Consider the following 12,851-nt stretch of genomic DNA (forward strand, 5'->3'; position numbering starts at 1 on the left):
GTGATACCCTCACTATATACTGAAATTTTCTGGGGCTGGATATTATGACATCCTATGCAACCTCCTCTGCCAAAGCGGAAATGAGTGAACTCCGGCGGTTGAAAGGCTTACTACCGCCAGAATTACAGAGCTGGGTCACGGTTGAAGGCACAACTGAGGTCAATCCACCCCTGATCCGCTGCGAAGAAATTGGTAAAGACCAGGTAGAAATTCAAATTGACTTGGTGAAATGGGACGCCCTCGCAATGGATCAGCGTAATCTGCTGTTCTGGCATGAAGTTGCTCGCGTTCAAAATGACACAATTCCTAAAGATGGTTGGGAAATGGCAGCACTAGCCATCGGTTTAGGTGGTGCTGTAGGCGAATTATGGGTACAAGATGGATTGCTACTGGTGTTGGCTTTGTCGCTGTGTGGTGTGTCAGGCTGGCGACTGTACCAAAAGAATAGTGGGGAAAAGCAACTAAAAGAATTGCTCAATGCTGATGAAAAAGCGATCGCCTTGGCAACTCGTTTTGGTTATAGTCTCCCCAATGCCTATAAGAGTCTCGGTAGCGCCTTGAAAACCCTGATTGACAATACACCTAGTAAGCGCCAACGGTCGAAATACGAAGCAAGACTCTCTGCTCTCAAACGCAGTGCTAATAAGGCAAAAGCTAAATCTAAAACTCCAGATGAGGGCGCACTGTAGAAACCAGAAATTAGGTTGGGTGGATATTGCCCACCCCACAAAATACCTAAATCAACATGAGTTTGAGGAACCTCTCCCTACCTTGAACTAAAGTTCAAGTCTTTCCCTCTCCGACTCGGAGAGGGACGGTTTTACGCACTAAAAACCTCTTAGAGGTCTTTTGATTGAGATAATTAGACTGCCTACTAAGGGGGCAGCTGCGTCCCTAATTAGCAGCAGCAGCCCAATAACCATTTCATAAAATCTTACTTTTTTCTTGACTACATCTTTATCAAACTGAAATTTTACAGCTGGTTCAGCATTTTATGCGTCTGAGGGATGACACGCACTTGCTTGACAAACCGCTTCATCAAAGCTTGCCACGTCAAAACTTGATCAGCCACAGGGGCAAGCACAGATATTGAGGAGAATTGTTCAGATGCTGCTAAAGGCGTAACAGGTTGTAAAAATACTGAGATATCTGGACTAACCTCTGCCACCAGCAAAGCTGAACGTTCCAACTCGGCGGGATCTGTGTTTTGAGACACAATTATCTTGACAAAAACATTTAAATATGAGTCATGACATAATTGGAGAAATTTACTATGTTCTTGCCAATGACTTTCGCCGCTAACACTGGGCAATTTGAAATCCATACCTACAGAGTCTAAGTAGGGAAGAATCATCGCTAGTTGTTCTGGGCGATGTCCGCCAGTTTCTAAGTATATGGGTAAACCAGTTATGGCTCGCACTTGGGGGAGAAACTGCCTTAAAAATGGGGCATGAAGAAGTGGTTCACCCCCAGTTAAGCTAATGCTATCGTGTAGACAAGGTAGATTTTGCTGTTCCACCCATTCAATTAATATGGGTAATGGGACAGGGTTAGAGTGGATTTCAAAGTCGCGCAATCCAGGTGATCGCTCTATCCGACAAGTAGCAGGTGCATTCCAAGTGTGGGCACTATCACAAAAGTGACAGCGCAAATCACACAAAGCAAAACGAATAAATATCTGACGTGTCCCTACATTCAGTCCTTCCCCTTGAATGGCAGAAAACACCTCAATCAGGCGTGCGGTAGGTGTAACCGTAGTTTTAGCAATCATTTGATCAGAGTAACGCGATCGCGCTGCGTCGGTACAACAGCAAGGATGTTTTTTGGCTTCTTGTTCTATTGTGAATCGTCGCTGGTGATCTCCAATCTCAGCCCCAGTAAATAGCGATTAGTCCTTATTACTACTATTCCAATATTAGGTTAGGTAATTTTCTAGGACAAAATAATGTTTGGCAGATTACATTATACATGGCAACGAAAGTGCAGAGCTTCATGACTAGCCAACCGACAGAGGTCGATTTTCCAGTTAATTCCCTAAACGACACAGCTATAGTGCAGGTGCCCAGACGGTTGAGCGTGCTTGAGGCTTTAGGCTTTAAGCAAACCTGCCAAGGCTTAATCCAGTCCAATTCACATCCCAAGCAAATCATCATTGACTTTCACCAAACTACTTTTATAGATAGTAGTGGTTTAGGTGCCCTGGTAAGTAATTTTAAATACGCCCAAGCGAAAGAGATTACATTAACACTGCGGAATGTAACACCTCAGGTAATGGCAGTCCTGAAACTCACGGGATTGGATCAGGTTTTTGCTGTAGAGCCTGTGGACGATGGGTTGTTAATAGAACAAGAAGACTTAATAGATAATCGGAAGACAACTTCCCGTAAAGTAGAGCAGTTACCCACTACTCACCCTTCTGTGGCATCTTGGATGAAACGGTTGTTAGACATTGTAGGGTCAGTGCTCGGTTTATTAATTACAGGAGTTTTGTTTATTCCAATTGCGATCGCTATTCAAATTAATGATCCCGGGCCCATTTTCTTTAGTCAAATCCGTTGTGGTTGGATGGGGAAGCGGTTTGAGATTTGGAAATTCCGCTCTATGTGTGTGGATGCGGAAGCGAAGAAATCCCAAGTTAAAAACCAAGTGCAAGGTGCCTTTTTCAAGAATGAGAATGACCCCAGAATTATCAAGGTAGGGCGCTTTTTACGGCGAACTAGTCTTGATGAACTACCCCAATTTTGGAACGTCCTCAAAGGAGAAATGAGTTTAGTAGGCACCCGACCACCTACACCCGATGAAGTGGAACGCTATGAAGTACCGGAGTGGCAACGTTTAGATGTTAAACCTGGTATGACTGGTGAATGGCAAGTAAATGGGCGTTCTACAGTCCGTAGTTTTGAAGATGTAATTCGCCTGGATTTGCAGTATCAAAAAAATTGGAGTTTGATGTACGATTTAAAGCTAATTTTCAAAACTATAGCTATGCTGTTTAACAGAAACAGTGGTGCTGTTTAGCTAACTACCTTTATTCACAATTTTTTGGTAACTCCCAATCACGATAATTCTTAAATACACCCAAGCCCATTTTAGGCTTGGGTAAATTTTAGGTTTACCTACAGCACCACGCAAATGTCATCCTCTGCTTAACAAGTAAAAAGTAAAAAGTGAATCTCCACGTAAATAGCAATATGCTGGCATGAATTGTAAGAAGATGTTTTTGACATAAACAATGTTAATATCCCTGGTTTTAAAACCTAAATCTAGGAACACTGAGCCTTCAAAAAAGGAGAAAAAACAAAAAATATTGTTGATCAAAAAATATTTTTTAAATAAAAATATGCATTTTATCACTCAAATGTTACTGTAATATTTGAGAGTTTAATTTTTTATATATATGCCGGCTATCATTAGTATCTTTAATAATAAAGGTGGAGTGGGTAAAACCACTTATATGTTCCATATAGCCCACCTTCTTGAGCAGTCTAATAAAACCGTACTTATGGTTGATTGTGATAGCCAATGCAATCTAACAGCTTATGCACTTCCTGAAAGCAATATAGAACGAGCATGGAGCGAGCGTGGAAATAGCATTTGGCGAGCAATTGAGCCAGTTTATAGATCAATTGGAGATATTCGGCAACGTGGGCCATCTCAAATAAGTCCAAACAACTATCCAAATCTTTACCTAGTTCCTGGCGATTTGCTTCTAAGTAACTATGAAGACCTTTTGGGTGATACATGGAACAGTGGAAAAGGTGGTAGTGAATCTAGTTTAAGAGTTCAGTCAGCTATTTATCGTTATATTAATTGGGCTGCAAACCGTGTTCAGGCGGATGTTATTATGGTTGATCTTGGTCCTAATCTAGGTGCCCTCAATCGTGCTGTACTGGGGGCTAGTGATTATTTCATAATTCCTATCTCTCCTGATCTATTCTCTATTAGAGGCACAGAAAATCTAGGTTTTAAACTCGAAGCATGGCGTCAAGGTTGGGAACAATGTAATCATGCATGGAAAGATGAAAGTTTAGCTCTACCGCACGGATGCCCAACATTTTTAGGCTATGTGATGCAACAGCACAATATCCGCGAAGATTCTGAAGAAAAAATGACAAAAGGCTGGCAGATATTTGGAAATCGCATCGAGTCAGCAATTCAAGAAAATATTGTCAACAGATTAGCAAAATTGCAGCAAGTTCACTACTGGCCTGATAAAACTTTTAATCTAGGAAAAATTCCTAATCTTCATAGTCTAATTCCTTATTCATTAGAAGCAAAAAAACCAGTTTTTGATTGTACCAGTGCAGATGGTCTGCGTGGGGCACACATTAGTAGAGCTAGAGACTCAGTTGAATATTTTGAGCCAATAGCACAAAGACTTTTGACTGTGATTAACAGGATCTAAAAATACTTTCAAACTCCTTTTTAGCTTCAGGCAAAGGCGCAAAGAAAAACTCTGCGCCTCTGCATAAACTTAACCCACCGCCTTCTGAACACCAACTACTTCAATCGGCTGCACCTCTGGCAACAAACGCTTCATGCCTTGCTTAACAAACCCTTGCAGAAAACCAATCTGCTGATTTTGCCCAAACACCTTTTGCAATGTTTGCCGCAAATTCTCTAAATTCAAACTAGTCCCAGAATCTATCGCTATTTCCTGCTGTTGGAAATACTCAACTAGACTTAACCCAGCTACCCTAGTCAGATAAGCTGCACTTACTCCCTGCACCACACCACCAGCAATAAAGGTAACGGCATTACTTTTAAGAACAGTACTAATAGCCTTTGTAGAAAGTTCAACTAAACCCAGTTTCAGCATTAAACTTCCCATTGTTCCAGCTATGGTTTGTGCCTGTTCCAGGGAAAATTTCTGCTGATAGATATTACCCAAATCCATTACCATCTGAGCATTAATTGCCGCAGTCGCTAGGATGTCAAAGGCTGGAACTGGGTTAGCAAAGGCAGCAGCGGCAGCTATCCACTGATATTGTTCAATAATTGGGGTGGCGCGATCACGTCTAGTTCCATTCAGCCAGTTTTTCGCCTCAGCTTTCAACAACCCGGCTTTCCTCATGGTAGTTACCCAAACCAACCGTTGTCCTTGCTGTGCCAAAACTTCATCCAACTGCTGCGTCAACTGCTGGATATTTGGTGCTGGTTGTTCCATCCACTCTTGCACAGAACCATCAGCCTCATGCTTTCGGACTTTGATGGCAATGGGAGAGGCGGCAGTTGCAACTACATTTTCCTGCATCCGCTGTTTCAATTGACTAAAGATGCTGGCGCTTTCATCAGTTAAATACTGGTCTTGTTTGTTGAAAACCAGGATTGTGGGCTGATTTGCTGCTTTTAGCTGCTGTAAGGTTTGAAATTCTGAGTCTGTCAAATCACCATTTGTCAGGAACAGAACAAAATCAGATTTTGCTACTTCTGCCAAAATAGCTGCATCAGAATTGTCACTCGTCTCTCTAAATAAAGGTGCTGTTTCTTCTAAAGACACAAAATTTCGTGTCTCGACATTTTGCTTTAGCACTTGAATTAAAGTGCTTTTACCCACGGATTTACCGCCAGTCACAGCCACTTTAATTTCTTGCCTGTCTAATTCCAACAACAATTGGGCAATTTGGTCTCTGAGTGTCTCTAAGGCTGTATGGTTTTCTGCTTCTTGTGCCAGTTGGTTAATTACAGTTTCAGCAATAGAAATCGCATTTTCCACAGTCGCCCGATCCACCAGCATACTATCTAGCTGCGCTAAACTGTCTTTCGGGCGATTTTGCTGGAATAACCACAAACCACCGCCTACAGCTAAGGCACTCAATAAACCAAACTCACCCACTTGCACTATAGAATCGTGCCAACTTTGTAACATCCACAGGGAGAAGGACAGTCCCAATCCTCCCACTAAAATTGGTCGCTGCAACTTCACAACCATGATTCTCCGCACTTTTTGGATGGCTATTTCTTCCAGAATAGATCAAAATAAAACAAAACCCTCCAATCTTTAATGATTGTAGGGTTTTGTTTTATCTTTTATTTGGTGGCGGGAAGTGGATTTGAACCACTGACCTTCGGGTTATGAGCCCGACGAGCTACCAGGCTGCTCTATCCCGCGTCGCTCTTGACTTTTATAGCATAACCTATAGTCAAGAGTTTGGCAACTACAAAAATGATAATTCTCCAATTACTTCTAAACGCTTGTATTTTCCCAAGGTGACAAACTTTTCTGAGAGGCTTTCGGCGGCGCTGGGACTAATCCAACCCATTTGCTGGAGTAAGTGAATAGCAACTGCATGTTTTGCCCGTTTTGTCCCATCCATAACTTTGATTGCCAATCCCATGCCCTCACCGAGTCTACCAATGCACTGCACTCCTTCAGCACCAGCTTTGCTGACCAGTTCCCCTGGAGTTAAACGCATTAGTTCGGTATCAAATTCTCCATCTCCTGCTACCATAGCGGGGTGATGAGTCATTGCCCGGACGATGCGCTCCAGATCCAAATTGGTACTAGAGGCTAGCAACGCATACAAAGACGCCATATGACCGAGTTGCATCAGATAAGTTGGTGCGCCACAGTCATCATGAGCGCTGATAAATTCTTCAGCTGGCATTCGCAGCAACTCTGCTACTTTGCCCAAAATCAACTGCTGTATTGGGTGCTTGCGATCCAAGTAGTTATTCAAAGGCCAATGGCGCTGCTGACAAACGGCTAACATACCTGCATGTTTACCAGAGCAATTGTACTCCAGAGGACTGTGCTTACCTTCAGGAATTGGACACTGGAGTATAGTCGGGTCAAGATCAGCCCGCCAAAGGATGTTAAATACCTGTCTGACTTGCTCTATTGTTCCTTTGTGGGAACTTGTGATAATTGCTAAGTCGCGATCGCTGAGGTCATAGCGTTCCAGTGTACCTGTGGTGGTGACTGCGAGTGCCTGAAATGGTTTGAAGGCTGAACGGATAAATGCAGCAGTTTCAGAATTTCCAGCAACGGTTAGAACCCGTCCTCGTTCGTCGCATACAACAGCTTGGACTATATGCCTAGATTCAATAATACCTTCCCGCAGCAACCGGACTTCCAGTGCTGTGGCTTGAGTTCGTTTTCCCATTGTCATGGGTTTATATTTATTACCTTTTTTTAGTTAGGAGTTAGGAGCGGAGCCGGAGGCGCTCCGCCTCCGGTTAAGAGTTATGAATTATTAACTAATCACTCCTAACTCCTGACTCCCAACTTTTAAAACAAATGCCAAACTATAGTACCAATAAGATACATTCCCGCCAAGCCAGCAAAGGTAAATTGCAACCGCCGCAGAATGGGTTTGATTTCGTATGCAACAATCAAGCGATCGCGGTTGAGGACTTCCTGTGGTTTCGTCCAAGTTTGGCCGTCGTACCAACCGGACTCTTCATAAAAGACTGTGGGGCTGCAAAGGCGATCGCACACGTAGAACCAGCCTAAGTACAACCTTACCAGTGCCAGCACTACCCCAACACTCGCTCCTACTGCACCACAGAGGATAAAATGTGCAATATACTTGTGAGGAGGAAAACTTGTCGCAGCTACAGGCCCTGCTAAGAGCCAAGATAAACCCCAAATCCAAACAATTTTCGTGATATATTCGCGCCAATCTAAAGTGCTATCACGAAATAGCCAGGAAGTTTTTAACTCTTCGTATTCATTGAGCGGTTGTTGGTCTGTAGGAACTGGGCAATTTGAAACCGAAGACCTAATCATGTTGGCTTACCCTCACCCTCATCAGATTCTGGAAGGGAAATACGCTCTGCATGAATCCAGAACGCTTCTAAATTATAAAACTCCCGTTCCTTGGGCATCATGATATGAACGATCACATCACCGTAGTCTTGTAGTACCCAACTACCCTCGACTTTTCCTTCTGTCCTTATGGGACGCCGTTGCAACTCAGTTTCGACTTTTCCTTCAATTGCTTGAGCGATCGCCCTTACTTGTACCCTAGAATAGCCAGTCATCATCACAAAGTAATCTGCTAAATAAGATACCTCTGCTACTTTAAGCAATAAAATCTCACCCGCTTTGCGATCTGATGCAGCTGCTGTGATCGTTGCAGCTAATTTTCCGCTCGCTTCTTCGGTTTGGGCGTGGTTCTTTCCCACACTCTTCGTCAGTGGGACAGATTGTAATGGGAAATTTCCTTGGAAATAATCAGTCATTAAACCTCAGGTGCTTTCTTTCTTTTGAAACAATTGTTTACATTTACTTACAAACAACAAACAATTGATCTGAAAATGTGTCAATAGGTTTTTTTGAATACTAACAAAAAACAAGTGTCTATGGGGGCTAGTTTGATAATTGACTGTTTAGATTTCAACACCAGTAATCAGCAGTTGCGGATGGCTATTGTGCAGCAAGAAATCAACCAATAGCTTTCAAGCAAGAATTTCTGGCGAAAATAATCGCAGATTAATCAAACAGCCTAACATGTATTGCTAGTGCAAGCAGGCATGAGGCACCAGCAAACAAAGCATGTAAATTAAGATTTTGTTACCTTTTTCAACTGGATATTTATTTGCGTCATGCTGTACTAATAATTTGCAGGTAACGCCACATCTATGTTTTAGGCTATCTACTAAAAACTACAACACAGCATATTCATGCCTGGTCTATCAAAAGTGTTTTTATACAAGCGTACTAAATAATATTATGGGATACTAAAGTACCCTTTTTGTACGGATAAAAAATTGGTGTTCCCACAGATTGAAGTGAAGCTGTGAGATTTTTGGTTCAACAACGCACCTGAAAACTCACTTGTCTATTGCTCAATACGCTTGGGTTAAGCCTTTTTTTCTCCTCCTGCCTCCCTGCGTTCGCGTACCATCTCCAACAGGAGAAGTTCTGATCCGACGATAGCGCAACCTCAACTTTTGGAGAGGCTGCACCACCGAGTCCACGAGTGTTGGAAGCCTCTGGTAGAGACGCTCCGCCAACGGCTCAGACTTCTCTGTGCCTACCTCAACAGATATATTTCCTTAACCAAGCGTATTGGTCTATTGCTGTATCTTTTCAAGTATAATTAAGTACCCTAAAATTTGTTATTATTTAGATAGTGAGTTTAGAATTGCGACTTTCACAAGTCTAATCGCACTGAAGGCGCGGATATGTAATCTAACTCTACTGCCGGAGATTAAACTTCTTGTTTTGTAACTCTTGTGGACTGAATTGCTCCACGATCTGCCGTCAATGAGTAACACAACGACTCATACTGATTTAAAGCTTGCTCAAAAGCATAGTGTTCAACCGCATATTGGCGACTTTTATAACCCAGAGTTTTGACTTTTTCGGGGTTTTGGTACAAATCTAAAATTGCGATCGCTAAAGCTTGGGGATCTTCTGAAGGAACTATAACTCCGCCGCCACTTTGCCTGATAGCTTTTGCTGCTGTACCATTGTCAGGGACAGAGGCAATTAAGGCTGCTCCACTGGCAAGTAGCACTTGAATTTTTGACGGCATATTGAAGGATATAACATTTTTCTTTTGCACTACCAAGCCAACATCGGCAGCTGCCAACATTTGTGGCAAAGATTTGCGGGGTTGAAATGGCAGTAGCAAAACATTATCTGCACCGCAGTCTAGACATTCCTGTTGCAATCGCTGTAAACCTTTTGCCTCTCCAACGATGACAAAAACAATATCTGGGATATGGCGCAACTCAGAAGCAGCTTTGACAACGCTTTCTAAACCTTGGGTTAGGGCAATATTACCAGAATACAGTACTACAAATTTGCCATTCAGATTATGTGCTGCGCGGAAAGGGTTATTTTCTTTAGGCAAAGGGCGGATAAAATTTACATCAACCCAGTTAGGAATTTGCACAATTTTGTCAGCTTCTACGCCCTTAGATCGCAAATTCTCCACAAACCCATCGGCGATGACGCTAATTTTACTGGCAGTATGGTAAGCAAATTTTTCCAATAATGTAAATAATTGGATGAGCAATTTATTTTTTAATAGACCGACGTGGATGGCTGCTTCTGGTAATATATCTTGTAGATTTAAGATCACAGGACAAGCGCGTAACCATCCTAAAAGAGCAACTGGTACACAGCTTGGCAAGGATGGCGATGTTGAGAGAATAACATCTGGACGCCAACCGATTAGGGCGGGCACAAAACTAGTGACAACGAAACTAGCATCTAGTAATACCCGATCTAATAGGTTGGGTTGTGGACGAATCCAAACGTAACTGCGTTGAATTTGAACGCCATTTTTGTATTCGTTGAGATACCACTTGCCCCGATATTCCTGGTAAATTTGACGCTCAGGGTAATTGGGCATAGCGGTGACTACGCGCACTTGATGCCCACGCTTCACTAGTCCCTCTGCTAATTCAGTCATCAGTGGGGCAATGCCAATTGGCTCTGGATAGTAGTTGTAGGAGTAAATTAAAATCCGCATAGAAAATTAGTCCGAAGTACCCCGGTTTTTAATGACAAATATTTGTCTTAAATATGATTTGGAGCTTGGAAACTCCTATATTTAATTGTGGCTTCAGACTCCTTTTCTGTCAGGGATTTTCCTTAAAGATTGAGTAAACTTTGATATGAAATACTTAGAGGAACTGTGAATTTTTTTGACTATTTAGGCAATTTTCAAATTGTTCATTTTTGATTGGTACGTAAGTATAAATCCTAAATCTTCTGATATTAATTAAGACTGTTTCACAATACTAGTACGCCACAGCGTAAATAGAGCAACCATTTAAAATCCCTAAAAAGCCCATTCCATAATACTTTTGACTTTTAACTTCCGCCTTGCGGTACTAGTTATTGAATGAGCGATCGCCCTTGTATTTTCTCCTTTTTTGCTGGTTCAGGATTCCTAGATTTAGGTTTTGAAACCAGCGGTTTTAATATTGTTTACGTCAATGAAATTTTTTCACCATTTATGGCAGCATACCGCTATTCACGGCAGGTTCTGAATCTACCGTTGCCAGAATACGGGTATTATGACGGAGAAGCAGGAGACGTTACCCAACTTCTCGAAGGTTTACAAACACAACACCTGCGGGAGTTAGTACAAGACTGCCGCAAATCTAATAATATTGTCGGCTTCATTGGTGGGCCTCCCTGTCCTGATTTTTCTATTGGCGGGAAAAATAGAGGACGTTTAGGAGATAATGGCAAGCTTTCCGCTTCTTACGTTGAATTAATTTGCCGCAATCTTCCAGATTTCTTTTTATTTGAGAACGTTAAGGGGTTATGGAGAACGACAAAGCACCGTTTATTTTTTGAATCACTCAAGCAACAATTACTGGAAGCAGGCTATATATTAACAGAGCGGTTAATTAATGCTATCGAATATGGTGTACCCCAGGATAGAGAAAGAATTATTCTCATTGGTTTCCAAAATAATTTTATCAAGGATATAGGAATAAAAGTCGGTAGTGAAAAGTTACTAGCTGAAGAGATTTTTCCTTGGAACAATCACATTTTATATCCTCAAAAAAGTGTTTTTGCTTATCCTTGGCGTAAGTGTGAACCATTCCAAGAAAATTCCATAATGCCTTGTCCTGATGGCATCCCTCAAGAACTCACCGTAGAATACTGGTTTAGAAAAAATAATGTGCTGAAGCATCCCAATGCTGAAAACTGTTTTCAACCAAGGGCAGGTATCACAAGATTTGCTGCTATTGATGAAGGAGATGATTCTAAAAAGTCTTTCAAGCGTCTGCATAGATGGCGTTACTCTCCGACAGCTTGCTATGGAAATAATGAAGTACATTTGCATCCCTATAAAATCCGGCGAATATCTGTGGCAGAAGCTTTAGCCATACAATCTTTGCCTGCAAATTTTGTCCTTCCAGAAAATATGTCACTCACGAATATGTTTAAGACTATTGGTAATGGCTTACCATACTTGGCATCGAAGGCGTTAGCTAAAACTATTATTAACTTCTTAGGAACTGGCGTGACAAATGCTGTTGATATTCCTTACTTTACTATTGCCTAATGTCAACTTAAATACTTATAATAATTCTGCAACATCTGCAAAGCCGACATCCAAGAGAAGTCAGCAGCTTGTTTTCAGGATAAACTCGTAATAAATATGGTTTAATATACATATAAGAAATGTTTTAATTTTTTATAAAGTTTAATAATCAATCACTGGCAGAAGACACGATGGCAGCAGACTATCCGGATATTGATATTGCGCCATTTATCGATCACGCCCTGTTAACGCCAACGGCTACTCCAGAGCAGGTTGAGCAGTGGTGTGAAGAAGCATACAGATTCAATTTTGCGGCGGTTTGCTTGTACCCCGCCTACGTCAAACAAGCAGTCGAACTCCTCCACGGCAAGAACCCGAAAGTCTGTACGGTGATTGGCTTTCCTGCTGGTGCAACGACTTCAGCAGTGAAACTGTATGAGGCTCAAGAAGCGGCGGATAGTGGGGCCACTGAGTTGGATGTAGTAATGAATTTGGGCTGGTTGAAAGCTGGAAAAACTGAAGAAGCTCACCGGGAAATTGCCGAAATTTGTGAAGAGACTGGGCAAACTGTCAAGGTAATTTTGGAAACCAACCTGTTAACAGATGCGGAGAAAAAAATAGCTGCTGAAATAGCTATGGAGGCAGGAGCGGCATTCTTAAAAACTAGTACAGGTTGGAATGGTGGTGCAACAGTGGCAGATGTGCGACTTTTGCAGGAATTGGCAAAAGAAAAGGTGGGAATTAAAGCTGCGGGTGGTATCCGCACTATCAATCAAGCCCTAGACTTAATCGTAGCGGGTGCTACTAGATTAGGCACATCTCGTGGTATCGATTTGATCCGCCAGCGCGATAACCTGGGAAAGGGTGAATAGTCATTTGTTTCTCGTC

At 42.1% G+C, this 12,851-nt stretch carries 11 protein-coding genes and 1 tRNA gene; 5 read left to right on the forward strand and 7 right to left on the reverse strand.

All coding sequences use genetic code 11. The annotated features are described in order from the left end of the window. Positions 1–44 precede the first annotated feature (44 nt). The gene (locus tag V7K48_RS17860; RefSeq protein WP_335074608.1) at positions 45–689 is read left to right on the forward strand and encodes a DUF3318 domain-containing protein; all 645 of its coding nucleotides are present in this window, start codon (positions 45–47) and stop codon (positions 687–689) included. 284 nt (positions 690–973) lie between these two features. On the opposite strand, the gene V7K48_RS17865 is transcribed toward V7K48_RS17860, so the two are convergent. Next, positions 974–1,771 (reverse strand): 7-carboxy-7-deazaguanine synthase QueE, encoded by a 798-nt coding sequence (locus V7K48_RS17865; RefSeq protein ID WP_335074609.1) that lies wholly within the window; start codon positions 1,769–1,771, stop codon positions 974–976. Between the two features lie 197 nt (positions 1,772–1,968). Here V7K48_RS17865 and V7K48_RS17870 point away from each other — a divergent pair, with 197 nt between their 5' ends. Beyond that, the gene (locus V7K48_RS17870; RefSeq protein ID WP_335074610.1) at positions 1,969–3,018 is read left to right on the forward strand and encodes a sugar transferase; all 1,050 of its coding nucleotides are present in this window, start codon (positions 1,969–1,971) and stop codon (positions 3,016–3,018) included. 379 nt (positions 3,019–3,397) lie between these two features. Next, complete coding sequence (locus V7K48_RS17875; RefSeq protein ID WP_335074611.1) at positions 3,398–4,405, forward strand: ParA family protein; 1,008 nt, start codon at positions 3,398–3,400, stop codon at positions 4,403–4,405. 69 nt (positions 4,406–4,474) lie between these two features. On the opposite strand, the gene V7K48_RS17880 is transcribed toward V7K48_RS17875, so the two are convergent. The 6 genes from V7K48_RS17880 to V7K48_RS17905 form a co-directional block, all read right to left on the reverse strand. Continuing rightward, positions 4,475–5,932, reverse strand: coding sequence for a YcjF family protein (locus V7K48_RS17880; protein ID WP_335074612.1), 1,458 nt, complete (start codon positions 5,930–5,932; stop codon positions 4,475–4,477). A gap of 103 nt (positions 5,933–6,035) precedes the next feature. After that, positions 6,036–6,112 (reverse strand) — tRNA-Met (locus V7K48_RS17885). A gap of 46 nt (positions 6,113–6,158) precedes the next feature. Then, on the reverse strand, positions 6,159–7,112 hold the full coding sequence (locus V7K48_RS17890; protein WP_335074613.1) for an asparaginase: 954 nt from the start codon (positions 7,110–7,112) through the stop codon (positions 6,159–6,161). Between the two features lie 119 nt (positions 7,113–7,231). Continuing rightward, positions 7,232–7,732 carry a CGLD27 family protein gene (locus tag V7K48_RS17895; RefSeq protein WP_335074614.1) on the reverse strand — a complete coding sequence of 167 codons (501 nt, stop codon included), beginning with the start codon at positions 7,730–7,732 and terminating at the stop codon, positions 7,232–7,234. Further along, a complete protein-coding gene (gene rsfS / locus V7K48_RS17900; RefSeq protein WP_335074615.1) occupies positions 7,729–8,187 on the reverse strand; it encodes a ribosome silencing factor in 459 nt (152 codons plus the stop codon). The genes V7K48_RS17895 and rsfS overlap by 4 nt, the downstream gene beginning before the upstream one ends. A 971-nt stretch (positions 8,188–9,158) precedes the next feature. Next, positions 9,159–10,430 (reverse strand): glycosyltransferase family 4 protein, encoded by a 1,272-nt coding sequence (locus V7K48_RS17905; protein WP_335074616.1) that lies wholly within the window; start codon positions 10,428–10,430, stop codon positions 9,159–9,161. Positions 10,431–10,805: 375 nt separating this feature from the next. Here V7K48_RS17905 and V7K48_RS17910 point away from each other — a divergent pair, with 375 nt between their 5' ends. Together V7K48_RS17910 and deoC are read left to right on the forward strand one after the other, a co-directional pair. After that, complete coding sequence (locus V7K48_RS17910; RefSeq protein ID WP_335074617.1) at positions 10,806–11,984, forward strand: DNA cytosine methyltransferase; 1,179 nt, start codon at positions 10,806–10,808, stop codon at positions 11,982–11,984. 170 nt (positions 11,985–12,154) lie between these two features. Further along, complete coding sequence (gene deoC, locus V7K48_RS17915; protein WP_335074618.1) at positions 12,155–12,835, forward strand: deoxyribose-phosphate aldolase; 681 nt, start codon at positions 12,155–12,157, stop codon at positions 12,833–12,835. Positions 12,836–12,851: the final 16 nt, after the last annotated feature.

The sequence above is a fragment of the Nostoc sp. genome, assembly GCF_036919615.1.
GTDB lineage: Bacteria > Cyanobacteriota > Cyanobacteriia > Cyanobacteriales > Nostocaceae > Nostoc.